The sequence below is a fragment of the Dendrosporobacter quercicolus genome, assembly GCF_900104455.1.
GTDB lineage: Bacteria > Bacillota > Negativicutes > DSM-1736 > Dendrosporobacteraceae > Dendrosporobacter > Dendrosporobacter quercicolus.
Genome location: NZ_FNHB01000006.1, coordinates 212,768 through 237,811 on the forward strand (window position 1 = coordinate 212,768; position 25,044 = coordinate 237,811).

At 50.7% G+C, this 25,044-nt stretch carries 19 protein-coding genes; 17 read left to right on the plus strand and 2 right to left on the minus strand.

What is annotated here, in order from left to right; genetic code table 11:
* The 14 genes from argB (at position 1) to glmS (ending at position 18,881) form a co-directional block, all read left to right on the plus strand.
* Positions 1-888, plus strand: a complete 888-nt coding sequence (argB, locus tag BLR06_RS13005) for an acetylglutamate kinase (RefSeq protein WP_422699858.1) — start codon at positions 1-3, stop codon at positions 886-888.
* A gap of 11 nt (positions 889-899) precedes the next feature.
* The gene (locus BLR06_RS13010; protein ID WP_092073888.1) at positions 900-2,090 is read left to right on the plus strand and encodes an acetylornithine transaminase; all 1,191 of its coding nucleotides are present in this window, start codon (positions 900-902) and stop codon (positions 2,088-2,090) included.
* A gap of 114 nt (positions 2,091-2,204) precedes the next feature.
* Positions 2,205-3,158 carry an ornithine carbamoyltransferase gene (argF, locus tag BLR06_RS13015; RefSeq protein WP_092073890.1) on the plus strand — a complete coding sequence of 318 codons (954 nt, stop codon included), beginning with the start codon at positions 2,205-2,207 and terminating at the stop codon, positions 3,156-3,158.
* The gene (locus BLR06_RS13020; protein ID WP_092073892.1) at positions 3,155-4,378 is read left to right on the plus strand and encodes an argininosuccinate synthase; all 1,224 of its coding nucleotides are present in this window, start codon (positions 3,155-3,157) and stop codon (positions 4,376-4,378) included. The genes argF and BLR06_RS13020 overlap by 4 nt, the downstream gene beginning before the upstream one ends.
* Positions 4,371-5,786 (plus strand): argininosuccinate lyase, encoded by a 1,416-nt coding sequence (gene argH / locus BLR06_RS13025; protein ID WP_092073894.1) that lies wholly within the window; start codon positions 4,371-4,373, stop codon positions 5,784-5,786. The genes BLR06_RS13020 and argH overlap by 8 nt, the downstream gene beginning before the upstream one ends.
* 99 nt (positions 5,787-5,885) lie before the next feature.
* Positions 5,886-6,959, plus strand: a complete 1,074-nt coding sequence (locus BLR06_RS13030) for a branched-chain amino acid aminotransferase (protein WP_092073960.1) — start codon at positions 5,886-5,888, stop codon at positions 6,957-6,959.
* 313 nt (positions 6,960-7,272) lie between these two features.
* Entirely contained in the window at positions 7,273-8,364 is a 1,092-nt protein-coding gene (locus tag BLR06_RS13040; protein ID WP_092073898.1) for an ABC transporter substrate-binding protein, read from the plus strand.
* 147 nt (positions 8,365-8,511) lie between these two features.
* Complete coding sequence (locus tag BLR06_RS13045) at positions 8,512-10,626, plus strand: TonB-dependent receptor (protein WP_092073900.1); 2,115 nt, start codon at positions 8,512-8,514, stop codon at positions 10,624-10,626.
* Positions 10,627-10,785: 159 nt separating this feature from the next.
* Positions 10,786-11,430, plus strand: a complete 645-nt coding sequence (locus BLR06_RS13050; RefSeq protein ID WP_173812730.1) for an energy transducer TonB — start codon at positions 10,786-10,788, stop codon at positions 11,428-11,430.
* A 494-nt stretch (positions 11,431-11,924) separates the two neighbouring features.
* A complete protein-coding gene (cdaA, locus tag BLR06_RS13055) occupies positions 11,925-12,740 on the plus strand; it encodes a diadenylate cyclase CdaA (RefSeq protein ID WP_092073904.1) in 816 nt (271 codons plus the stop codon).
* Positions 12,741-12,744: 4 nt separating this feature from the next.
* On the plus strand, positions 12,745-13,671 hold the full coding sequence (locus BLR06_RS13060) for a CdaR family protein (RefSeq protein ID WP_092073906.1): 927 nt from the start codon (positions 12,745-12,747) through the stop codon (positions 13,669-13,671).
* Between the two features lie 11 nt (positions 13,672-13,682).
* Complete coding sequence (locus BLR06_RS13065) at positions 13,683-15,275, plus strand: NAD(P)/FAD-dependent oxidoreductase (RefSeq protein ID WP_092073908.1); 1,593 nt, start codon at positions 13,683-13,685, stop codon at positions 15,273-15,275.
* A 37-nt stretch (positions 15,276-15,312) separates the two neighbouring features.
* Complete coding sequence (gene glmM, locus BLR06_RS13070; protein ID WP_092073910.1) at positions 15,313-16,656, plus strand: phosphoglucosamine mutase; 1,344 nt, start codon at positions 15,313-15,315, stop codon at positions 16,654-16,656.
* Positions 16,657-17,051: 395 nt separating this feature from the next.
* Positions 17,052-18,881 carry a glutamine--fructose-6-phosphate transaminase (isomerizing) gene (gene glmS, locus BLR06_RS13075; protein ID WP_092073912.1) on the plus strand — a complete coding sequence of 610 codons (1,830 nt, stop codon included), beginning with the start codon at positions 17,052-17,054 and terminating at the stop codon, positions 18,879-18,881.
* A gap of 125 nt (positions 18,882-19,006) precedes the next feature.
* Here the strand turns inward: glmS and BLR06_RS13080 are convergent, their stop codons facing one another.
* Entirely contained in the window at positions 19,007-21,055 is a 2,049-nt protein-coding gene (locus tag BLR06_RS13080; protein ID WP_092073914.1) for an OPT family oligopeptide transporter, read from the minus strand.
* Positions 21,056-21,422: 367 nt separating this feature from the next.
* A complete protein-coding gene (locus BLR06_RS13085; RefSeq protein ID WP_173812728.1) occupies positions 21,423-22,022 on the minus strand; it encodes a collagen-like protein in 600 nt (199 codons plus the stop codon).
* 205 nt (positions 22,023-22,227) lie between these two features.
* Between BLR06_RS13085 and BLR06_RS13090 the strand changes: the two genes are divergently transcribed.
* The 3 genes from BLR06_RS13090 to BLR06_RS13100 all read left to right on the plus strand — a co-directional run bounded on the left by BLR06_RS13090 (position 22,228) and on the right by BLR06_RS13100 (position 25,023).
* Positions 22,228-22,557 carry an MGMT family protein gene (locus BLR06_RS13090; RefSeq protein WP_092073916.1) on the plus strand — a complete coding sequence of 110 codons (330 nt, stop codon included), beginning with the start codon at positions 22,228-22,230 and terminating at the stop codon, positions 22,555-22,557.
* 148 nt (positions 22,558-22,705) lie between these two features.
* The gene (dcuS, locus tag BLR06_RS13095) at positions 22,706-24,319 is read left to right on the plus strand and encodes a DcuS/MalK family sensor histidine kinase (RefSeq protein WP_092073918.1); all 1,614 of its coding nucleotides are present in this window, start codon (positions 22,706-22,708) and stop codon (positions 24,317-24,319) included.
* On the plus strand, positions 24,316-25,023 hold the full coding sequence (locus BLR06_RS13100; RefSeq protein WP_092073920.1) for a response regulator: 708 nt from the start codon (positions 24,316-24,318) through the stop codon (positions 25,021-25,023). The genes dcuS and BLR06_RS13100 overlap by 4 nt, the downstream gene beginning before the upstream one ends.
* Positions 25,024-25,044: the final 21 nt, after the last annotated feature.

Here is a 25,044-nt window from a genome sequence, read left to right on the forward strand (position 1 = left end):
ATGACCTTTATGCCGGAACAAAAGGCGGCGGTGCTGATTGAGGCTTTGCCGTACATCCAAAGTTTCTATGGCAAAACCATTGTCATTAAGTATGGCGGCAATGCCATGATTAATGATCAATTAAAACATAAAGTGATTCAGGATATCATTTTAATGAAATATGTGGGTATGCGGCCGGTGGTCGTACATGGCGGCGGACCGGAAATTACCGGCTTTTTAAAACAGATCGGCAAGCAGTCGGAGTTTGTCAGCGGGCTGCGGGTGACTGACGCTGAAACGGTGGCCGTAGCCGAAATGGTGCTGGTGGGAAAAATCAATTCGGAAATAGTCGCTCTTCTGAATCGACGGGGCGCCAAGGCGGTTGGGTTAAGCGGCAAAGACGCCGATCTCATTAAAGCCCGGAAGCACCTGGCGGAGGTTTACGAGCAGGGTGAAATCCGCAAAGTGGATATCGGTTTTGTCGGTGACGTGGTCAAAATTAATACGGCCATCTTAACAACACTGCTGGCCCAGGATTATATTCCGGTCATTGCGCCGATCGGCGTCGGCGATCATAACGAAAGCTATAATATCAACGCCGACTATGTAGCCGGGGAAATTGCCGGGGCGCTGGAGGCGGAAAAACTGCTGCTGCTGACCGATGTTGAAGGGATTTACCGGGATTATCAGGATAAAGACAGCTTTATTTCCACCCTGACGCTGGCTGAGGCCCGCGAAATGATTTTGGCCGGCAATATCGACGGCGGAATGATTCCCAAGGTGGAGGCCTGTGTGCGGGCCTTAACCGGCGGAGCCAATAAAACGCACATCATCGATGGCCGTCAGTCGCATTCGCTGCTGCTGGAAGTATTTACGGCCGAAGGAATTGGTACCGAAGTGGTAAAATAGGAGGGCTGTTCATGGAAAAAGAAGAGATTTTTAAAATTGATCAAGAGCACTATATGCCGGTATTTTCCCGCTATCCTTTGGTGCTCACCCGGGGTGAAGGGCCTTATGTCTATGATATAGACGGAAAAAAATATATTGACTTTTTAGCCGGCATTGCCGTGAATGTTCTGGGGCACGCCCATCCTAAGCTGGTCAGGGCCATTGCCGGTCAGGCCGGTTCGCTTATCCATTGCTCCAATTTATATTATACCGAGGTTCAGGCTAAGCTGGTCAAGTCCCTGGCGGCCTTAAGCGGGCTGGACAAAGTATTTTTGGCCAACAGCGGTGCGGAAGCAAATGAAGGGGCCATTAAGCTGGCGCGCAAATACGGGAAAACTCTTGGTGCGGACAAAGTGGATATCATTACCGCCAGGGACGGCTTTCACGGCCGGACGCTGCTGACTTTGACGGCCACAGCCCAGCCTAAATACCAGCAAGGGTACGAACCTCTGCCCGGCGGCTTTCACTATGCGCCTTACAATGATTTGCCGGCCTTGAAGGCCCTGGTTTCCGCCAAGACTTGCGCAGTCGTGCTTGAACCCATCCAGGGCGAAGGCGGCGTTAATATTCCGGATGCCGGTTATTTGGCCGGGGTGCGGCAGCTTTGTGACCAATACGGCGCTGTGCTGATCTTTGATGAAATTCAAACCGGTATGGGACGGACGGGAAAAATGTTCGCCTACGAGCACTCCGGTATCAAACCGGATATCGTCACTTTGGCCAAAGGACTGGCCGGCGGAGTGCCTGCCGGTGCTTTTATCGCCAGCAATAAAGTGGCGGCCGCTTTTGCAGCGGGCGACCACGGCTCTACCTTTGGCGGCAATCCGCTGGCTTGCGCCGCCGCCAACGCTGTGCTGGAAATTATCGCCGCCGAAGATCTGGTTGGCAATGCCGGGAGGATCGGTCAGTATATGCTGGCCGGGCTGGAAGGCCTTCGGCAAAAATATCCCCGCCTGATCAGCGCTGTGCGGGGGCAGGGTCTGATGCTGGGAGTAAAGCTGACCAGGCCGGGCCGGGATATTGTCAATCAATGCCTGGAACACGGCGCTATTATCAACTGTACAGCAGGGGATGTGCTGCGCTTTGTTCCGCCGCTGAATGTTACCGGGGCGCATGTAGACGAAGTCATCGCTATTTTAGATAAAGTCCTGGCGCGGGATTAGAACCTCCTGCATCCTGCAGGGTTCAGGGGTACTGCCGGGAATAGAAAATAACAATTTCCTTAAAATGAGAGGAATTTTCATGTTATAATTATTTTTATGTGGGGGTTTTAGGCAATGAGCATGAAGGGGAAGGATTTACTATCGGTTCATGATCTGTCGCTGGCTGAAGTTGAGCAGATTTTACATTTGGCCCGGGAACTTAAAGCCAAGCAGAAGCGCGGTGAAGAGCATCATTTGCTAAAGGGCAAAACGCTGGGGATGATTTTTCAAAAGTCGTCAACCAGAACCAGAGTATCCTTTGAGGCCGGGATGTGGCAACTGGGCGGGATGGCCTTGTTTTTGTCAGCCAACGACCTGCAGATTGGCCGCGGCGAGCCGGTTAAGGATACGGCCAGGGTTTTGTCGCGTTATGTGGATGGCATTATGATCAGGACGTTTTCCCATGATGAAGTGATAGAACTGGCCAAGTATGCCGACATTCCGGTGATCAATGGTTTGACCGATTTGCTGCATCCCTGCCAGGCTCTTACCGATATTTTTACCGTGCTGGAATGCAAGGGCCGGCTTAAGGGGCTCAAAATGGCGTATATTGGCGACGGCAACAATATGGTAAACGCACTGCTGCATGCCTGCGCCAAAGTGGGGATGGACATTGCCGTGGCAACTCCGGCCGGCTATGGTCCTCATGCCGGGGCTGTTGCAGAGGCCCAGGCGGATGCCGGGATTTCCGGCAGTAAGATTGTATTGGGTCATGACCCGCTGGCGGCCGCAGCTGACGCTGATGTCATTTATACGGATGTCTGGGCCAGTATGGGCCAGGAACAGGAACAGGCGGCCAGAGCGAAAATTTTTCAGGACTTTCAGGTGAACCGCGCACTGATGGACGCCGCCAAGCGCGATGCCATTGTTTTGCACTGCCTGCCGGCCCACCGGGGTGAGGAAATTACCGATGAGGTAATGGAAAGTGCTCAGTCGGTCATATTTGAAGAAGCTGAAAACCGCCTGCATGTACAAAAAGCGATTATGGCTTTAGTGATGGGCAATGAAAAAGGAGCTGTGAAAAAATGAGCGATATTAAAAAAGTAGTGTTGGCATACTCCGGAGGTCTTGATACTTCCGTGATCATTCCCTGGCTGAAAGAGAACTATAAAAACTGCGAAGTCATTGCCATGTGCGCCGATCTCGGCCAGGGCGATGAACTGGAAACCGTCCGGGAAAAAGCCATTAAATCCGGAGCCAGCAAAATTTATGTGGAAGATCTCACGAAACCGTTTATTGAAGAGTATATCTGGCCGACGTTAAAGGCCGGCGCTGTATATGAAGGAAAATACCTGCTGGGGACCTCCTTTGCCCGGCCGATTATTGCGAAGGCTTTAGTGGAAATCGCCGAAAAAGAAGGCGCTGATGCCATTGCGCACGGCGCCACCGGCAAAGGCAATGACCAGGTAAGATTTGAATTAACGGTCAAGGCGCTGGCGCCACACCTGAAAATTATTGCGCCCTGGCGTCAATGGGATATCAGATCCCGCGAAGATGCGATTGATTATGCTGAAAAACATGACATTCCGGTGCCTGTCACCAAAAAACGCCCCTACAGCATGGACCGGAATATCTGGCATTTAAGCCATGAAGGCGCGGATCTGGAAAGCCCTTGGAACGCGCCGCAGGATGATGTGTATATGGTTACCACCACACCGGAAAAAGCGCCTGATCAAGCCACCTATGTGGAAATTGAATTTGCCCAGGGCGTGCCGGTGGCTGTTGACGGCCAGCAGCTGGATTCAGTGGCCCTGCTGACCAAATTAAACCAGCTTGGCGCCGCCAATGGTATCGGAATTGCCGATATTGTGGAAAACCGGCTGGTGGGGATGAAATCCCGCGGCGTTTATGAAAATCCGGGCGGGTCAATCCTGTATTATGCGCACCGGGAACTGGAATATTTGACGCTGGACCGCGCAACGCTGCATTATAAAGAACAAGTGGCCATCCGTTATGCTGAGCTGGTTTACGACGGCATGTGGTTTTCGCCGCTGCGGGAAGCGCTGGACGCTTTTGTTGATGCCACGCAGCAAAACGTAACCGGCCTGGTACGGTTAAAATTATATAAGGGCAATATTGTGAGCGCCGGTTCAAAATCGCCATACTCACTTTATCATGAAGGCTTTGTAACATTCGGCGAGGACGAAGTATATAATCAGGCTGACGCCGAAGGCTTTATTAATTTGTTCGGACTGCCGCTGCAGGTCAGAGCATTAATGCAGAAAGAGGCGAAGAAGTCCAATGAGTAAGCTGTGGGGCGGCAGATTTGCCAAAAATACCGATGTTATGGTGGAGGAGTTTACCTCCTCCATTGCCTTTGACAGCCGGATGTACCGGGAAGATATTGCCGGCAGTATTGCTCATGCCCGGATGCTGGCGAAATGCGGCATTATTGAATCCGGGGAAGCAGAGGCGATCATCGGCGGACTGCAGGAGATACTGGCCGATATTGAAGCCGGCGATTTTAGTTTTGAAATCGGGCTGGAGGATATTCATATGAATATCGAAAAGCGGCTGACCGAGCGGATCGGCCCGGTGGGCGGCAAGCTGCATACCGCCCGCAGCCGCAATGACCAGGTGGCGCTGGATACCCATTTGTATGTGCGCAAAGAACTGGCCGAAATTGCCCGGCTGCTTATTGAACTTGAACAGGCCTTTGTGGAAACCGCCCAAAAAAACGCCGGGGTCATTATGCCGGGTTATACGCATTTGCAGCGGGCTCAGCCCATTTTATTCTCCCATCATCTGCTGGCCTATTTTTTCATGCTGGCCCGGGATTTTTCCCGCCTGCAGGGCGTTTACGAACGTACCGACCTGTTGCCGCTGGGCGCCGGCGCTCTGGCCGGCACCACCTTTCCTATTGACCGGCACTATGTGGCGGAGCAACTGAATTTCAGTCAGCTTTACCACAACAGTCTGGATGCAGTCAGCGACCGCGACTACATTTTGGAGTTTCTGTCTTTTGCATCGATTTTGATGATGCATTTAAGCCGGATCAGCGAGGAAATTATCTTATGGTGCTCGTCGGAATTTGCTTTTATTGAACTTGATGATGCCCACTGCACCGGGTCCAGCATTATGCCGCAGAAGAAAAATCCTGATGTCGCCGAGCTGGTCAGAGGGAAAACCGGCCGGGTATTTGGTCATTTGATGGCTATGCTTACGGTGGCCAAAGGCCTGCCTCTGGCTTATAACAAAGATCTGCAGGAAGACAAGGAAGGGTTGTTTGATACCATTGACACGGTCAAATTCAGCCTTACCGTGTACGCATCCATGATCCGGGCCATGCGGGTCAATGCTGAGCGTATGTTGTCGGTAGTGCGCAATGATTTTTCCAATGCCACCGATATGGCCGATTATCTTGTCAAAAAAGGGCTGCCTTTCCGTCAGGCCCATGAGGTTGTGGGCAAAAGCGTCCGTTATTGCATTGAACAGGATAAATGGCTGATGGATTTGTCGCTGGCGGAGTTCAAACAGTTTTCACCGCTGTTTGAGGATGATATTCTCGAAGCGATTCAAGTGGAAACCTGTGTAGCCAACCGTAATTCGTTTGGCGGAACATCGTACTCTCAGGTTGGACAGGCACTGGAAACTGCCCGGCAAACTATGGGCAAACAGCAAGCTGTGCTTGACACGTATACAAAATCCAAGCTATAATGAATCTAATTGAGTTCGGGCTGTATTTCCAAAACCTGCCGGGCGGTAAGCCGGCGGGTTTTGGAAACAATACTTTTAAGGGCGGGGAGTAGATTAATGATGTCAGAAGTAACGATTGCGAAAACTGGAACTCCGGGTGCTTTGCCTGATGAAAATGTACTTGGCTTTGGCACCCATTTTACCGATCATATGTTTGAAATGGACTACAATCCGCAGGCAGGCTGGCATAATCCCCGGATTGTGCCTTATCATGACTTTAGTGTAAATCCGGCCAATACCACTTTGCATTATGGCCAGGGGGTCTTCGAGGGCATGAAAGCTTTCCGGACGAAAGATGATCGCATTGTCCTGTTCCGGCCGCTGGAGCATCTCCGCCGACTAAATAGGTCGGCTGATATTTTGTGTATTCCGCAGTTTGATGTCGATGTGGTGCACAATGCCCTGCACAAGCTGATTGCGCTTGACCAAAAGTGGGTGCCGGCCAAGCAGGGTACCAGCCTTTATATCCGGCCGTTTATCTTTGCCACCGATCCCTACCTGGGGCTTAGAGTGGCCGAAAATTATAAACTGGCGATTATTCTGTCCCCGGTGGGCGCTTATTACGCCACCGGCTTTACTCCTGTGAAAATCAGAGTGGAAGATAAATATGTCCGGGCTGTGCCGGGGGGACTGGGCGAAGCGAAAACGCTGGCTAATTATGCCGCAAGCCTCCGGGCTGCGGTTGATGCCAAAAAGGTTGGTTATGCCCAGACGTTGTGGCTGGACGGCGTTGAACGGAAATATATTGAAGAAGTGGGCGCCATGAATATCTTTTTCAAAATTAACGGCGAACTGATTACACCGGCCCTTACCGGCAGTATCCTGAGCGGCATCACCCGCAAAAGCGTGCTGGAAATTGCCCGCGACTGGGGCTTAAAGGCCACTGAACGCCGGATAACGATTGATGAGGTATACGCCGCTCACAGCCAGGGCCAGCTGGAAGAGGTCTTTGGTTCGGGAACGGCCGCAGTTATTTCGCCGGTAGGCGAGTTATCGTGGCAGAACAATAAAATCATCATCAACGATAATAAAACCGGCGAATTAGCGCAAAAATTATATGATTACGTCACTGGTTTGCAATATGGGGCAGTAGCCGATAAGTTCGGCTGGGTCGAAGAGGTTGCCAAAAGCTGATCAACTGTGACAAGTTGCCGCTGAGAGGTTTTTCCAACCTTGCAGCGGCAACTTTTTTCATTAAAAATTACATTTTGCTGGACGGGAAGGCGGACAGCATCGGCCGGCGCAGACAAATCACAGGAGAAAACCATAAAAAAACCATAAAAAGACACAAAAAGGTTGACAATGATAAACATTATCATTATACTTTGGGATAGAATATCATATTGAAAGAGAGTCCAGAACTCCGTTGCATAGCTATGCACGGAGTTTATTTTTTTTGCAGGACGTTGTTTGAAGATCTAATTCGAAAAGGGGGAGGAGTTAAACCATGATGGCTGGTTATGAGAATGTAAAGGAATTGAAGGGAACGCTGCCGTCAATCCGTTGCAATTATTGCAATCGCCTTCTGTACCGGGGGGTTGTCCAGGCCATTGAGATCAAATGTCCAAAATGCGCGGCTGTCCAGTCCATTAAAGGCTGCCGGTCGATAAAACCCGGCGGGAACATTGCGGCGGATTCCGTTTGTCTGCCGAAAAAGGCGGGCGGCAATGCGCCCGTGCGGGTGGTCACCGACGGCGCCGGCCGGGTGGTGGCTATACCGGAGCGTCCGCAGCGGGTGATTGCCCTGAATGCGTCTAATATCAGCCTCTATTATGCCGCCGGGGGACATGTGGTCGGCCGGGTAGCCACGAACATGCTGGATCCTGACATTGCTGAACAAGTCTGCAATATTCCCACAGTCGGTTTTCCTTTCTGCCCGGATAGAGAAAAAATCATTGATATGAGGCCTGATTTAGTGCTGGGGATCCATGCGCCGATGCACCATTCGCTGGTTATTTCCCTGGAGAAAGCCGGTATTGCTGTGCTGCTGCAGGTTCTGGAACGCTATGACGATGTATTAAAGACCTTTAGGCTGTATGGCGAATTGAGCGGCAATCCGGAACAAGCTGGTCGGGAAATTGAAAGCATTGAGGAGAAACGGCGCGGGCTTGTACGGCGGCATTGGCGGAGCTCCTCACCGAAAGTACTGATTTTGTGGGAAGCCGACGAACGGCTTTATACGGCTTGTTCCAATAGTTTTATCGGTGATTTGGTCAAACGTCTGGGCGGCGTCAATGTAGCCGATATGGCGGCGCCCATTGAAGACCTGGCAAACTATACCCCGTTTCGATTGGCGGCGGTTGAGGATTTCCAGCCGGATCTCGTTCTGGTCATCCGGCACCGGTTGGAGTTCGTTACCTCAATTTTAAGCGGCGACAAACCGGTATCCGAGAGTGCCGTCCTGCGGCAGCTGGAAGAGATGTGTTCCGGCAGGGTGTATATATTGCCGTACCGTTTATTTGCCGTCAATCCGGGACCACAGCTAGGAGAAGCGCTGGCAGTGCTGGACGGACTGCTTTACGGAACCGGCGGAATGTGAGGGCAGAGTGTGCGGGCGGTGTACTCGGCCTGGTGCTGGAGCCGCTTTTCCGGGAAACTTGCTGATGGAGGTGAATTACGGCAGTACATAAGAACGCATGACCACAATTTTATTTTGCTAAGTATTGAGCATTTCAGGAGGTAAGCAATGTATAAGAAAACTTATCCCGGCATGTTGCGGCTGCTGGTTGTATCCTTAATTACAGGCATGGGAGCATCAGCGGCGGCTGCTGATATTCGTCTGCAGGACTCTCATATCCAGCCGGATTATGTAGAGGTGGAACGTTTAAAGTCTACCAAGGAAGTTATCGTGATAACCAAGGAGACGATTACCGGCAAAGGATATAAGAACATGGGCGAGATACTGAACGACGTTCCCGGCATCTCCGTCGGGTTAACCGGCTGGGGCGACATCGATATTCGGGGGCAGGGCTCGGAACAAGCGCAGCGCAATATTCAGGTGATGTTGGACGGCGCGCCGATTACAACGTTGACCAGCCATCCGTTTATGAACGATTACAACTATATCCCGGTGGATAATATCGAAAAGATTGAAATTATTCCCGGCGGCGGTTCCGTGATGTATGGTTCCGGGGCTGCCGGAGGCATCATCAATATTACAACCAATCTGAAACGGTTAAACAAGACTGAAAACTCAGCGAGCTTTATGTGGGGGCAAAATGAAAAGAATGGCGCGTTGAATTTGGGCGACAAAGTCAACGAGAAATTAAGCTATCAATTGTCGTATACAAAATCGGACAAGGATTTGTATTTCGTTGACACCTACCGTAACAGCGAATACTGGGCCGGGGCGCTGGCTTATCAGATTGATCCGGCGCAGCGACTGTCTTTCCGCTACAGTCACGTACAGGATGAAGGCCAGTTTATCGCCAGCCTGCAAAAAAGAAACTTTGACAAGTATGGCAAGGATTATGTACCGTCAGGCAAGTGGATAACTGTGGGAATAGAAAATGGCGAAAAGGTCAGACGGTGGGTTTCGGGTTATTTAGACGCCGAGCGGGAAATGGACATGTACAGTTTGAATTATGCCAGAAATTTCTCCCGGGATACCCGTTTGTCAGCTGATGTATTCTATAATGACGGCTATTTTAAGAATAACAGCCAGGGTGATAAAACCATGGATCACTCTACCCGGGGCGTAAAATTAAAACTGGATCATGCTTATGGTCCGGACAGGCAGCATTCTGTCTTATTCGGCCTGGATTATTACACGCAAGAAGCCGAGCTTGCCTATGACGATTATACCGGCGGTTATGGGGGAAAGCCGCTGACCATACATCCATTGCACTTTTTTTATGATAAAAAAGTCCGGGCTTTCTATACCTCCAATAAACTAACCTACGGAAAATGGTCTTTTGTACAGGGAGTACGCCGTGAATTTACCGACTGGGGGTATGATAAAGAAGCCGCCAGCAGTTCCGGCCAGGACACGCGCAAAACCAAAGACGCAGCGGTTGAGCTGGCCGCTGCTTATCAATATAACGATATTGGCAGTGTATACGCCCGTTATGAAAAAGGGTTTACGCATCCTGACGGTATTCAAATGGCGGACGATTTTGGCGACGAGATAAAGCCATCCAGTGTTACTGATGAAAAATTCGACCTATATGAAATCGGGCTGCGTGATAAAATCGGTATTTCCACGGTCAATCTCGCCGTGTTCTATTCCGAAACGGACAACCAAATTGACCGCTTTTTGCATTTGCCGCCAGGAGGCGGTCTCATCCGCCGGTCGCTGAACCTGTATGATACCAAACGGCATGGCGCTGATTTGAGTATTCGCCAGAAGGTCAATAAGTGGACGTTTACGGAAGGCTATTCTTATTTGAAAGGTAAAAGCGATTACAATGAATTCGGCCGTCAATTTATGAATGAAGCCCAGAAGAACCTGACCAACTGGACCAGGCAGTCCCTTAAAGCCGTTCCCAAACACAAATTTGTGCTGAAGGCGCAATACGACCCCAATGAGAAAGTGAGTTTGGCGGCGCAGTACAAATATGTGGGCAGGTATAATAATTTTACTGAGGATGAAAATGCAGCAGGCAATCAGATCGGATCTCATAAAATTGTGGATTTTGACGTGACCTATAAGATTACGCCACAAGTTACGCTTTATACCGGGGTCAAGAACGCATTTAATGAAAAATACGCGTCATATCTTACCGAGAATTCAGGCGGCTATTACAGCTTGCTGCCTGGCGACGAACGGATGTATTATGTAATGACTTCGTACAAATTTTAACAGGCGCCTTCCTTGTTGGTCAGAAATACCGTATTATTTTTAGTGAGTTGGTGAAGGATGGGGAATTTTCAGGTTTCTTTTTTGAGTTCTTTGTTCATACATTGCCTGGTTTTTTTGCTGGTGGGATTTTTTGCAATACGGACCCCGGAGTATTCTCAGTTGGTCCTTACCAGTGTTGAACTGGTGCGGGACGAACAACAGACGGCAGCCGGAAGCGGCGCTTGGGCGGCGGGAAACGTAATGGCGCAAGCGCATAAACACAGCGGGCCGGCAAAGGCGATAGAACAACCGATGCCTGCCCGGGAAAACCAACGAACCAATAGGAGCGGCCCGGCTCCGGTGCCAGTGGCTTCTACCCAAATCGAACCTGCCCAGGCAGCTTCCTTAGACGGGGCGGGGACAAAAGCGGAAAATGGTCTGTCAGGCAAATCCGGCCAAAGCGGGAGCAGCGAAGGCGGAGAATCGCCTTTTGCCGGCGGAAATTTCAGCCGCAATGCGGATGGCAGCTATACGGCGTTAAACGCCAATGGCATTCATTACACAATACTGAGACAAATTGAGCCGGTTTATCCGGCGGAAGCACGCTCTGTCAGCTATGGCAAAACTGTAGTGGTGAGCGCCCGGTTTGTCGTAGGACTGGACGGAGAGGTTGAAGCGATAGAAATTATCAACAATACGCCTGATTTAGGCTTCAAGGAAGCTACGAGAGAGGCTTTAAGGCAATGGCGGTTTGCCCCTATTTATTTGTATGGAGCCAATATCAAATGTACCTTTATCAAGGATTTCTATTTCAGTCCTAAATGAGATTCAGGCCCTGGACGCACCGGCAGCTCATCACGCGATAACCAGGCACGCGGTTTTGTTTAGTTCGTCCTGCGTAAATTTATAGCAGCTTTAACACCAAGACAGGTTCCCCGGAACCTGTCTTTTGGTATTAGTAAAAGAAGCTGCCTTAATTATATTTATTGCGTCTGCCCTTTCTGTATATACTAGTACCGTGCGTCATCCAACATTTGGCTTAGCCTGCGGTCTTTTTTCTGCCCTGCTTCGTTGGCCGTAACGGGCAACAAGGGTTTCTGCCTTGGCGGCGCTCGGTGCAAAACCGTATTTTCTTTATCGTCGCCTTCTCATTCCTCCGCATTGTCTTAGGAAAATTCGTCTCGTCATTCACTTGCAGTTGCAAGATTGGCGCAGTACTAGGACTTAAGACTTAGTTATAAAAATTTGCAAAAAACATAAAGGTTTTTCCTAATATTGGGGAGAATAAAATAATGAAGACTAGTTGAGGAGTTTTTTTAATGCAGGCACAGATTCGAGGAATAATTTCAACCATCAATTTATTGGATTTTGCCGATATCGTGATTGTCGCTCTGGTGTTATACAAGCTATATTTTATGATTAAGGATACCAGGGCTTTGGCGCTCTTGAAAGGGCTTATCGTTTTATTGGTCATCACCGGGGTCAGTAAATGGCTGGGACTTAATGTCATTTACTGGCTGATGCAGAAGGCCATGACGGTAGTGCTGGTTGCCTTGCCGGTGGTTTTCCAGCCTGAACTGCGGCGAGCTTTGGAACATCTGGGGCGAGGCACCCTGTTTGGGAAAAGTGTGTTTTTAAATCAGGAGGAAACGGAATCCCTGTTAACCAACATAGCCACAGCAGCGGCGGCGCTGGCTAAAAATAAAATCGGCGCTCTGATTGTGCTGGAACGTGAAACCGGTCTGAACGATTACAGTGATTCGGGCATTCAGATTGACGGCCTGGTATCCTCGCAGTTTCTCATCAACATGTTTATTCCCAATACTCCCCTGCATGACGGCGCTGCCATTATCCGGGGCAACAGGGTATTGGCGGCGGGCTGTTTGCTGCCGCTTACCGATGACCGCAATTTAAATAAAGAGCTGGGAACCAGGCATCGCGCCGCCATTGGCCTGACGGAACAAACCGATGCTATAGTGGTGGTGGTGAGTGAAGAGACCGGAATCATATCGGTCGCCCGGAGCGGCAGGCTGGTCCGGTATCTGGATACCGATGAACTGATTCAAACTTTACGGCCGTTGTTTACCAACAGGCCCTCGCCGTTAAGTGACTTTTTTAAGTGGAGGAAGTCGTAATACTATGGATAATTTCCCGCGCAAAAATCTTACTGCCAAGGTGCTGGCGATTGTCTTTGCCGTAACTTTATGGGTGTATGTAATGAATGAACAAAACCCGCCCATTGATGCCAATTTTCAGATTCCACTGGAAGTAAGGAATGCCGCTGACGGCTATGTGGTGCAGGAAGTGGCCGAAACTGTCCGGATCAAAGTACGGGGACCGCGCAGCGTAATTGCCGGTTCGACCGTCCAGGACGTCAAGTCTTATCTCGATCTGGGCGGAGTCGCTGAAGGCCGCCAGACGGTAAAAGTTCATGCGGTTGCGCCCAATGGCCTGGATGTACTGGAGATATTTCCGGATAAAGTGACGTTGTATATTGATAAAATTGTTTCCCGGCAAATTCCAATTGAACTGGCATTTTCCGGCACTTCGGCCGATGGGGCCAATGTCGGCAAAGCCTTTCCCGCGATCAGTCAGGTGACCATCGAAGGACCGCGAACCATCACCGATACCGTTGCGCGGATTGTCGCCACCATTGACTTAACGGGGAAATCCGGTGATTTCAGCGCGGAGATAGAGGTAACGCCGCTAGACCGGGCCGGAAAAACCGTTGAAGGCGTCACCATTAAGCCGGCGAAGGTGGGAATAACCACTTCCCTGCTGAATGGACCGAACCGGAAGCTGGTTGATATCAGGACGCTGGTGACTGGTGAACTGCCGGCTGGTACGGCGTTGAAAAGCATTATTACCGAGCCGGATCAAATTGAGATCTATGGTGAGCCTAAAACGCTGGAGCAGCTGGAATTTGTCTATACCGAGCCTATCAGCCTGGACGGGTTTAGCAAAGACGGAAAAAAGGATGTAAAATTACAGCTGCAGCCAGGCATTACGGCCGCGCAGAACACGGTAACCGCGCATATCAGCGTGGAAAACAAACCACAGGAATAGGAGAGAACTGTTTGTTAAGAATAGCTAACCTACGGGTGTCGCTGGACAACGATACGGCATTGGCGAAGTTAGCGGCTAAACGTCTAAAACTGCCACCTCAGGCTGTGCTTGAGGTGGTCCTTGTACGTAAAGCGCTTGATGCCAGACGGAAGACCAACATAAATTTTGTTTATACTCTTGATGTAAGGGTAGCTGCGGCTGAGGGGCAGGTACTGTCGCGTCTGCGCGGGGATAAAGATGTAGCCCGGACCGAGGGCTATATTCCGCCGCCGCTTTCGCCGGGCAATCGGGTGCTTGAAGATCAGCCCGTCATTGTCGGGCTTGGACCGGCCGGCCTCTTGGCCGCGTTTACCCTGGCCCGGCATGGTTACCGGCCGCTGGTGCTGGAACGGGGCCGCGATGTTGACCGGCGGATTCGGGATATTGCCCGCTTTTGGCAGACCGGCAGCCTGGACGAGGTTTCCAATGTCCAATTTGGCGAAGGCGGAGCCGGAACCTTCTCCGACGGTAAACTGACTACCCGGGTAAATCATCCCGGCATGGGCGAAGTGCTGGACTTACTGGTTGCGGCCGGAGCCCCGCCGGAAATAAAATATTCGTATAAACCGCATATTGGCACCGATAATTTGCGGCAGGTGGTAAAGAATATTCGTAAGCAGATTATTGCTTTGGGCGGACAGGTGGAATTTGAAGCCCAGGTTACGGGTTTAGTAATTAAAGAGCGTCAACTGCAAGAACTGGTCGTCAACGGCCGCCGCATTCCCTGTACTGTGGCACTGTTCGGCATTGGACATAGCGCGAGAGATACGTATGCCATGCTGAACCAATGCGGCGTGGCAATGGAAGCCAAACCGTTCGCCATTGGCGTCCGGATCGAGCATCCGCAGCAAATGATCGATCAGGCCCAATATGGGTCGGCCGCCGGTCACCCCCGGTTGCCGGCCGCCGATTATGCCCTGGTCCATCACGCCAGGCAAACCGGTCGCACCGCCTATTCGTTCTGTATGTGTCCGGGCGGGCTGGTCGTAGCGGCTGCTTCAGCGCCGGGTCAGGTAGTGACCAACGGCATGAGCAATTATGGTCGTTCCAGCAAAATTGCCAACAGTGCGCTGGTAGTCAATGTCGTACCGGAGGACTTTGGCGGCGGAATTCTGGGCGGCATTGAATTTCAGCGCCGGTATGAGGCTCTGGCTTATCAGTCAGGCGGCTGCAACTATTCTGCTCCAGTACAAACGGTTGGCGACTTCCTGGGCGGAAAACAGGGCGGCAGTGCCTTTTTGACCCAGCCTACTTACCAACCGGGCTTTACTGCCGCTGATCTCGGGCAGTGCCTGCCGGATTTTGTAACGGCAACCCTAAGGGAGGCCTTGCCGGAGTTTGGCCGCAAAATCCGGGGATTTGACGATAACGGCGCGGTAATGACCGGGGTGGAAACCAGGACATCGGCTCCGGTAAGAATTGTCCGGACCGGAGATTTCGTTTCCCTCAATACCGGCGGCTTTTACCCTATTGGCGAAGGCGCTGGCTATGCCGGAGGAATTATGAGCGCCGCGCTGGACGGTCTTAACGCCGCCCGGGCGGTGATCCAGCAGTATAAAGTATAATTGCGTAATTTTACCTTGAAGGGAGCAAGCTTAACCTATGGGAAAACTTTTTGGGACAGACGGAGTTCGGGGTGTGGCGAACAAAGAGCTCACACCGGAGCTGGCCTTTCGATTAGGCCGGGCGGCTACCGCTTTTTTTGGTGAAGAGTCTACGGCTCAGCCCGTAGTCATCATCGGCCGGGACACCAGAATATCCGGTCACATGCTTGAAGCGGCCCTGGCGGCTGGAATATGTTCAGCCGGAGGAACCGCCGTGCTGGCCGGAGTTGTACCAACGCCGGCGGTTGCTTATCTGACCCGCAAACTTAACGCCCAGGCCGGAGTGGTTATATCCGCCTCACATAATCCTTATCCTGACAACGGCATCAAATTTTTTGCCGGCACAGGCTATAAGCTGCCTGACGCAGTTGAGGAAAGGCTGGAGGCTATGGTACTGGCTGCTGAAGATATGCTGGCCCGGCCAACTGCCCAGGGCGTGGGGCGAATTGAATACCGGCATGATTTAATCAACGAATATATTGATTATGCTGTCAGCACGGTTGGCGAGCAGTTTAACGGCTGTAAAATTGTTGTCGACTGTTCAAACGGCGCGGCGTTTGAGGTAGCTCCGGCTGTGCTGAAACGGCTGGGCGCAGAGGTCATTGTCATCAACGACCGGCCCAATGGCATTAATATCAATGACAACTGCGGTTCAACCCACATGGAAGGCTTGCAGCAGGCTGTTGTAAAATACCAGGCCGACATCGGAATCGCCCATGACGGGGACGCTGATCGCTGTCTGGCGGTGGATGAAACGGGCGTATTGGTGGACGGCGATCAAATTATGGTCATTTGCGCGCTGGAACTGCTAAAACGGAATAAGCTGAAGGCCAATACCCTGGTTACGACCGTAATGAGCAATATCGGTTTGCACCAGGCCGTTAAAAGAGCCGGCGGCAGGCTGGAGATAACACCGGTTGGCGACCGCTATGTATTAGAGACGATGCGGGAGTATGGCTACTCACTGGGCGGAGAGCAGTCAGGCCACATTATTTTTAATGATTACAGTACTACCGGCGATGGCCTGATTACAGCCCTCCAATTGATCTGGGCAGTCCGCAAAAGCGGTAAAAAACTATCGGAGCTGGGTTCGCTCATGACCAGATTTCCCCAGATTTTAGTGAATGTGCGGGTGAAAAGCAAAGATGGCTGGCAGAACAATCCGGCCATCAGTGCGGCTATCGAGGCTGGTCAAGACAGGCTGGGCGAAAGCGGCCGGATTTTAGTCAGGCCGTCAGGGACAGAACCGCTGATCAGGGTAATGGCTGAAGGACCGGACTTGCCGCAGCTGGAAGACATTGTTCATGGCATCGCCGACGTGATCAGGCGTGAACAAGGTTAACGTTGACCAAGTCCGAATATTATATTAAAATAAGAAAGTACAGGAGCACTACGGTGCTCCTTTGCGTATATAATAGTAAAGCGCCGGCTTGCGTTAAGCGTCAAATGCCGAATAAAGGGCCGGTCCCGGCGTTTTGCCCGCCGTTTCGCCGCAGGCGTGCGCCAAAGCAGATAAGGTGGTGATTGATGGATAGCTGAGTTGATTTTAAGAAACACTAAATAAGAGCGCTGGTACTTGCTGCGGCAAGTAGACGAGGAAGAGGTTTATCGAGTAGTCAGCGGATGCCTCTCGGCTGCTGTGGTCGTTATAATGCCGACAAATCCGTAAGGTGACTTACGGCGCAAAACGGTTAAAACAGTGAAAGTAAATATTTTTATCATTTGGAGGATTCCCTCATGTGTGGTATTGTTGGTTATATTGGCCCAAATGAGGCCACGCCCTTTCTTATCGAAGGTTTGACCAAACTGGAATATCGCGGCTATGATTCAGCCGGTATTGCAGTGTTTGATGGCAATAGAATAAAGATTGAAAAAAGTGTCGGCCGCCTGGGAATTTTAGAGAAAAAAATTGAAACCCATCAGCCGAAAGGACATATTGGTATTGGGCATACCCGCTGGGCTACCCATGGGCGTCCGTCTGACTGCAACTCCCATCCCCATACCGATTGTTCAGGGAAATTTGTCGTTGTGCATAACGGGATCATCGAAAACTATCTGCATCTGAAAGAGGAATTGCTGACCAAGGGTCACACCTTTGCATCGGAAACAGATACCGAGGTTGTGGCCCACTTGCTTGAGGAGCATTACGACGGAAATTTGGAATCAACGGTAAAAAAGATACTCACTCTGATTGAAGGCTCTTATTCGCTGGTCTTTATGTCGGAAGATGAGCCGGATAAGATTATCTGCACCAAGCAGGATAATCCATTGGTGATTGGTCTGGGCGAGGGGGAAAATTTTATTGCCTCTGATATTCCGGCAATTATCAGCCGTACCCGCAAAACCTATATTTTGAGTGACGGCGAGCTGGCCATTGTGACTAAAGATTCGGTCTGGGTGATGAACCGCCAGGGCGTGCCGGTAACGAAAAAAGTATTTGAAGTTAACTGGGATGCTGAAGCGGCTGAAAAAGGCGGCTACGAGCATTTTATGATTAAAGAAATTTACGAACAGCCCAAAGCTGTCCGTGAAACAATGTCCTCCCGGTTGGCGAAAGATGACAGCAGCGTGCTGCTGGATGAGCTTAAATGGAATAAACATGACCTTAAAGCCTTTAAAAAGATTTTTATTGTGGCCTGCGGTACTGCCTACCACGCCGGGGTTGTCGGTAAATACTATATTGAAAAACTGGCCCGCATTCCGGTCGAGGTCGATATTGCCTCAGAGTTCCGCTACCGTTCGCCGCTGCTGGATGAAAATAACCTGACCATAGTTATCAGCCAGTCGGGCGAAACCAGTGATACGCTGGCGGCTTTAAAAGAAGCCAAACGGCTTGGTTCCAGAACCTTGGCTGTAACCAATGTGGTTGGTTCATCCATTGCCCGCGAAGCCGACAATGTGATTTACACCTGGGCCGGTCCGGAAATTGCCGTTGCTTCCACCAAGGCTTATACCACCCAGCTGGTCACCATGTTTATGCTGGCTGTCTATATGGCGGATTTAAAAGCAACGGTCTCCCCGGAGCGCAGTAAAGAACTGATCAAAGCCTTGCGCAACCTGCCGGGCCAGCTTCATGAAATTCTGGAAGACGTTGAACCGATTAAAACCTTTGCCCAAAGATATGGTTTTAACGAGGATGTATTTTTTATTGGCCGCTCACTAGACTATGCTGTGGCGCTGGAAGGCTCGCTGAAACTTAAGGAAATATCCTATATTCATGCCGAAGCCTATGCGGCGGGAGAACTTAAGCACGGTACGCTGGCGCTCATTATTGAAGGAGTACCGGTAATCGCCCTGGCGACGCAAAGCGATGTTTATGAAAAAACACTCAGCAATATAAAGGAAGTAAAAGCACGTGATGCGGTAGTGATCGGCCTTGCCCTTAAAGGCGACAAGCAAATCGAAAAGTATGTGGATCATACCATCTATATTCCGGACACCGATCAACTGCTTGCACCCATCCTGGCGGTCATTCCGCTGCAATTGCTGGCCTATTACGCCGCCGTAACCCGCGGCTGCGATGTTGATAAGCCGCGCAACCTGGCCAAAAGCGTTACCGTGGAGTAAGTGCTCCTTGCTTTGGCCGACAATTGAGGTATCCAACGCAAAACGGGGAGTGCTTTCACTCCCCGTTTTCCTATACCGGCAAACCGGCAAGATTTAGAAATCCTGAAGCCTTGCCGCTATCGGATTCATCCGCCGTTGTTTTCGAATTTTACACTGACAACCCGATAGACAAATAAGGCAATCAAGGCAACAAATACACCCAGGCCAAGCCAATCAGCCGCAGGGCCGAAATCCCCGCCCGTGATTGCCAGCGGCGAATCACTGCCGCCGCTTGATACTGAAAATACAATGATGATAGCCAGGATAACGCCCATCAGACTTTCACCGACAATCAGCCCGGACGCAAATAACACACCGTGGCGATTGCAAACTTCCACATCCGCTTCGATCTGCTGCGGGCTCCGCTGTTTGGCCCGTTTTCTTATGTACCGGCCCACCAGATAACTCATGACCGCACCTATGACAAGCGGTATTTCCAGGGTAGGCGGCAAATAAATGCCCATGCCTACCGCAAGCGGCGGCAGACAGTATTTGGCCGAGTTCTTTTTCAATAGCAAATCAATCGCGATAATGGCCACGCCGACGCCCGCACCGAAAATAATATAATTCCAATCCAAATTATGGCTGAAGATGCCTTGGGCCAGCGTAGTCATCAAGGTTGCCTGCGGTGCGGACAAAACCTGACTTTCATCCATGCCGCCCCGCGGCATAGCGCCGACAAAGCCGTAGGCTTCGTACAATAAATTCAGTACCGGGGCAATAGCAAAGGCGCCGACAATACAGCCTAAAAATAGAGCTGCCTGCTGCTTCCAGGGCGTAGCGCCAACGATGTAACCGGTTTTCAAATCCTGCAGGTTATCGTTTGAAATAGCAGCAATGCTGACAATTACGCTGGTCGTAAAAATAGCTAAGGCAATCGCGAATTTACCGCCTGCTTCGGTAGCGAACAGACCCACCGCCGAACCTATTCCCAATATCACAAGCGAAGATATAATAATGCCCAATATGCCAATCCCTGAAATCGGACTAGCCGATGTACCGATTAATCCGGCCATGTAGCCACACGCTGCGGCTACAAAGAATCCCATAAAGACAGAAACGGCAACGCCGGCAACAACAAAAATCCCCGTGCTGGCTGCGGAGAGATTGGCCTCGGCGATAAAAGAGTAGAAGGTTCCCACTAAACCGATGACAATTATACCAAATACGATTGCTGTCGTTTGCGGCGACAAATCCGTATCCATGCGGTGCAGCCTTTTTCCCGTTCCCGCACGGCTCATAGCCTGAATCGAAAGGCGCATTCCGTCAACAATGGGCTTTAACAACGTAAGCAACGTCCAAATGGCAGCAATCCCAATCGTTCCTGCACCGATAAGCCGAACTTTCTGGGCCCATATGGCTGAGGCGAACGCACTGGCGCTCTGCCCGGCCGCCGGTGACAGCACTGCGGTAAGGTATGGCACAAATACACCCCAGGCCAGAATCGTGCCTGCTAATATTGCCATACCGCTGGCAATTCCAATCAAATAGCCCGCCCCCAGCAAAGCGGAAGAAAAACCAAGCGGCAGCTGCGAGGTGATTTTACCAAACGTAAACCAATAATGCACTGCCGATGAAAGAAGGTGCAGGCCACCCGAACACAGGGTGATGACAGCCGCAACAATACCGCCGGACATAATGCTTTTTACGCCGCTTTCCTGAACCCCGGCAGGATTGCCGCTGCCTACCTTCAGAATTTCGGCCGCCGCCAGGCCTTCCGGATAGGGCAAGTCGCTATTGACGATCATCGCCCGGCGCAGCGGAATCGTGAACAACACGCCGAGGCCGCCGCCGCAGGCGCAAATCATCAGGGTCTGCCAAAAGACAAATCCCTGCCAATAGCCAATCATCAGCAGGCCGGGAATAATAAATATAACTGCCGAAAGAGTGCCTGCCGCCGATGCCTGTGTCTGAACCATATTATTTTCTAAGATATTGGAATCCCTGTATACCTTCAAAATCGCCATAGAGATAACAGCAGCAGGAATCGACGAGGAAAATGTCAGGCCTACCTTTAATCCCAAATAAACATTAGAGGCCGTAAAAATGGCGGTTATCAGCATTCCCAGCAACATGCCCCGGAGCGTAAGCTCAGGTACGCTCAATTCATGACTCTTAAAATCTACTTGTTTCATAAGTTTACTCCTCATTATTTTTTGACAACCTGTTTCCACGCAGCCTTTACAGAACTCTGCATCGCCTCCCTTCCTTACCGGATAAGCTTCATTCAGTATTGCAGTAATTAACTAAGTTGCAATGGGACAGTGGGGGATACAAAGATGTCGCTGAAATCACTTGTACCCCGGCAGGACATTGACTTCCTGTTCCCAGTACAAATAATATGAAATCGCTTTGGCAATTATTCTTGAAAGACTGACAGCGGCAGTTTTACTGCTCCAAGCCAGCCCTTAAAAGGGGAGAAATCCCGGAACAATAGGAAAAAGGCTGTCCGATAAACCGAACAACCTTTTTTACTGTGGCTTGTTTGCAGTCAGCGATGCTTTAACCGCTTATTCGCTGAATCAGGATAGCGGCATTGGCGTTTAACTGCGTTCCGCCGGCCAGAGCCTGTAAGGTAACCGCGGCTGCGCTGGTATGATTGCGTACGGTCAATACGGTACCGGCTGCCGCTGCGACGATTGCCATACCGGGATTTGGCTGGGTTACGGCCCCGGAACCATAGGTGCCGCCGGCAACAGGAACGCCGTTTTGGAACAGGGTAAACTGGTTTGCCTCTGCGCCTGCCGCGATAAACCATACGGCATAGTAGCCGGCGTTGCCAAGCACGATTGCCGCCGTTCCCGGCGTATGGGCAATGCTGCCCACAATGACGCCGTTGTTGCTGAAGGTAATGTCGCCCTCGACCGGTACAACCTCGGCGACGACATTATAAATATAAGCATAGGCCGTTAACCCGACCGTCCCGGTGGCGCAGGTGGGGCAGAACGGCAGGCAGGACGGATGGCTCTTGTGACATTTATGGCAGGTATGGCGCTGCTCCGGGGCCGGGGAGGCCGTTTCGGAAGCCGCTGTTCCGGGCGCAGGCGCGGACTTGGTTTTGCTGCCGGAGATGCTTGCCGGTAAATCTTTTTTTTCAGACATCATCATCGCTCCTCTATTAACCTGTAGGATAATATATTATACGCCGGGGCTTCAGGAATGTGACATAAGAAGATGTCAATTTCCAGGCTTACCACAGGGCTGGTGGCCGGTGATGTGTTATTTAGACTAACCTAGCAAAGCAGCTCCTCAAAGCACCGATCATCCGGTATAATGGAAGAAAAAGCAGATAAAGCAGGGTGAGCTTATGAATTTTAATGATACGGTTTATGCAATTGTCCGTCAGATTCCGGCAGGAAAGGTCGCTTCCTACGGGCAGGTTGCCGCGTTGGCCGGCAGCCGGCGGGCGTCCAGGGCGGTGGGATATGCGCTGCATCGTAATCCTTATCAGTATAAAGTGCCCTGCCACAGAGTGGTTTTTAAAGACGGGAGCCTTACGGCCGGTTTTGGCCTGGGCGGCAAAGCGTTGCAAAGGCAGCTGCTTGAGGCCGAGGGTGTTGAATTTACTGACGACGGCCGTGTCGATATGGGCAGGTACCGGTGGCAGACAGCGGAGATTGGGATTTTTATAACTTAGCCCTAAAAGCAGGAGTGCAGCCCTGATAAGTAGAAGGTAAATAAATTAAGAAAATTGCAATAATCGGAACGTAAATCCGCTCCGATTCCCAAAAGACCGGGCAAGGCTTGAGGTTCAATCGGTTTAACCGCAGGGGAAGGATCAATCTATGTATAAGCAGAAATATATCGTTAGTTTACAGACAATGATAACGGTTTTGGTCTGCCTGGTTGTGACATTTTCATTGTTGATTACAGACATATTAATCAGTGACAGGGTGGCGGAAAGCACCAAAAAGAGCTTGGAAAAGGAGATCATTGAAATTTCCCGGATTGTTGCCAGTACGCCGGTTGTTATTGATGCGCTTGCCACGCAGCAGCTTGATGATGATCCGGCAATACAGGCCTATGTCGAAAAAATTAGAATAGTCAGCGGCGTGCAGTTTATTACGGTAATGGACATGAACCGCGAGCGCAAGTCTCATCCCAATACCGATATCATCGGCAAGCAGTATGAAAATTCGGATGTTGATCCGGCGTTTAAAGGGCAAGAGGTCATCTCTTTTGAAACCGGCTCGATGGGGCAATCCCTGAGGGCCTTTTCCCCGGTGGTTTCGGCTGAGGGCAGACAGGTCGGCGTAGTGCTTGTCGGCATGACCATTGACAATATCAGCCAGGCTGTTTATGAAAGCCGCCTGAATATCATTTTTGGCATTTGTCTTGGTTTACTGATCGGTATTATCGGCTCTTTGCTGCTGGCCAGATATATTAAACAAATTATGTTTGGCATGGAGCCGTTTACCATTGCCAAGTTATTTGAAGAACGCAATGCAATGCTGAATTCCGTCCGCGAGGGGGTTATCGCGGTTGATCAGGAGTCCAACATTACGATTGTCAATAAAGAAGCGCTCCGGGTATTTCGCCGCGCCGGCATTGCAGGCGAGCCCATTGGCCGGAAAATCGAAGAATACCTGCCCAATACCAGGCTGCAGAATGTGCTGCAGCTGGGCAAGCCGGAGCTGGATCAGGATCAGGAGATAAACGGGGTTACTCTTTTGGCCAACCGGGTGCCGGTGAATGTTGACGGAACCATTGTCGGGGCAATCGCCACGTTCCGGGATAAGACCGAAATAAGCCGGATGGCTGAACAGCTGAGCGGGGTGCGAACCTATGCCGATGCCTTGCGGTCTCAGACGCACGAGTTTATGAATAAGCTGCACGTTATTCTTGGCATGATTCGTATGGGCTGCTACGACCGGCTGAATGAGTATGTAAATCAGATTGCCCACCGCTACCAGGCGGAGATCGGATTTATTGTTAAAAAAATTAAAGATCCCGTGATGGCCGGGTTTTTGCTGGGGAAATTGAGCAAAGCACGGGAAGCGGGCATTGAAATGAAAATTGCGGAGGACTGTTTTTTGCCTGAGACCGATGAAGCCAGAGTGGTTCATGAGCTCATCACCATTGTCGGCAATTTAATCGACAATGCCATGGAAGCGCTGGACAATTCGGCTACCAAGCAGGTTTGCGTCAATTTCAGCTATGATGAAGGAATATTGACCATCAGGGTGTCCGACTCCGGACCGGGTATGGATGAGCAGTTAAAACGCCAAATATTTGAAAAAGGCTATTCGACGAAAGGTCTGAACCGCGGTCTTGGCTTGTATTTGCTCAGACACAGCGTTGACCGGCTGGATGGCGAGATTGAAATTATTTCCGAACCTGGCAAGGGTACGGAATTTTGTATAGTATTACCCTACAAAAAAAGGGGAGATAATTCATGATCAGAGTTGTCATTGTAGAAGATGATCCGATGGTAGCGGAATTTAACAGGCGGTATCTCGAATTAGTGGAAGGCTTTGAGTTGATTGCGGTGGCTTATTCGGCGGATAAGGCGCTTGAAATATTAAATAAGCAGGAAGTCGATCTGGTGCTGCTGGATATTTTCATGCCGGGAATGAATGGTTTGGAATTACTATCCCGGATTAGAACCAGCGGCAAAGGGGTGGATGTTATTATCGTTTCGGCTGCCTGTGACAGCAACAGCATAAAAACAGCCTTGCGATTCGGGGCAACTGATTACATTATTAAGCCTTTTGAATTTGAACGCCTGGAGGCCGCTTTGTCAGCCTACCGGGATTTGGTAAAACTCATGCAGGAGCCGAACCGGATTAACCAGCTGGAATTGGATAATTGCATTCTGTACAAGGAGCAGCCGGCTGCGGCCAAGTTACCGAAGGGCATTGACCGAAATACGTTAACGAAAACCTGGGAAAAAATAAACGGCTTAAAACGAACGGCGTTTTCTACCGAGGAAATGGCCAGCTATGTCGGCATATCCAGGGTTTCCATGCGAAAGTATCTTGATTTTCTAAAAAATATCGGCGTTTTGGATTTGGAGATTACTTATGGTACCATCGGCCGGCCGGTTTACCGCTACCGCTGCACAAGCCTGACCAATAATTTAATGCAGCGTTATTTAGGCTGAACTTGCGACAGGAGACCAAAA

Bases quoted from the DNA above. Each gene is read 5' to 3' on its own strand.
- argB (WP_422699858.1), top strand. From the start codon at position 1: ATGACCTTTATGCCGGAACAAAAGGCGGCGGTGCTGATTGAGGCTTTG.
- BLR06_RS13010 (WP_092073888.1), top strand. From the start codon at position 900: ATGGAAAAAGAAGAGATTTTTAAAATTGATCAAGAGCACTATATGCCG.
- argF (WP_092073890.1), top strand. From the start codon at position 2,205: ATGAGCATGAAGGGGAAGGATTTACTATCGGTTCATGATCTGTCGCTG.
- BLR06_RS13020 (WP_092073892.1), top strand. From the start codon at position 3,155: ATGAGCGATATTAAAAAAGTAGTGTTGGCATACTCCGGAGGTCTTGAT.
- argH (WP_092073894.1), top strand. From the start codon at position 4,371: ATGAGTAAGCTGTGGGGCGGCAGATTTGCCAAAAATACCGATGTTATG.
- BLR06_RS13030 (WP_092073960.1), top strand. From the start codon at position 5,886: ATGTCAGAAGTAACGATTGCGAAAACTGGAACTCCGGGTGCTTTGCCT.
- BLR06_RS13040 (WP_092073898.1), top strand. From the start codon at position 7,273: ATGATGGCTGGTTATGAGAATGTAAAGGAATTGAAGGGAACGCTGCCG.
- BLR06_RS13045 (WP_092073900.1), top strand. From the start codon at position 8,512: ATGTATAAGAAAACTTATCCCGGCATGTTGCGGCTGCTGGTTGTATCC.
- cdaA (WP_092073904.1), top strand. From the start codon at position 11,925: ATGCAGGCACAGATTCGAGGAATAATTTCAACCATCAATTTATTGGAT.
- BLR06_RS13060 (WP_092073906.1), top strand. From the start codon at position 12,745: ATGGATAATTTCCCGCGCAAAAATCTTACTGCCAAGGTGCTGGCGATT.
- glmM (WP_092073910.1), top strand. From the start codon at position 15,313: ATGGGAAAACTTTTTGGGACAGACGGAGTTCGGGGTGTGGCGAACAAA.
- glmS (WP_092073912.1), top strand. From the start codon at position 17,052: ATGTGTGGTATTGTTGGTTATATTGGCCCAAATGAGGCCACGCCCTTT.
- BLR06_RS13080 (WP_092073914.1), bottom strand. From the start codon at position 21,055: ATGAAACAAGTAGATTTTAAGAGTCATGAATTGAGCGTACCTGAGCTT.
- BLR06_RS13085 (WP_173812728.1), bottom strand. From the start codon at position 22,022: ATGTCTGAAAAAAAAGATTTACCGGCAAGCATCTCCGGCAGCAAAACC.
- BLR06_RS13090 (WP_092073916.1), top strand. From the start codon at position 22,228: ATGAATTTTAATGATACGGTTTATGCAATTGTCCGTCAGATTCCGGCA.
- dcuS (WP_092073918.1), top strand. From the start codon at position 22,706: ATGTATAAGCAGAAATATATCGTTAGTTTACAGACAATGATAACGGTT.
- BLR06_RS13100 (WP_092073920.1), top strand. From the start codon at position 24,316: ATGATCAGAGTTGTCATTGTAGAAGATGATCCGATGGTAGCGGAATTT.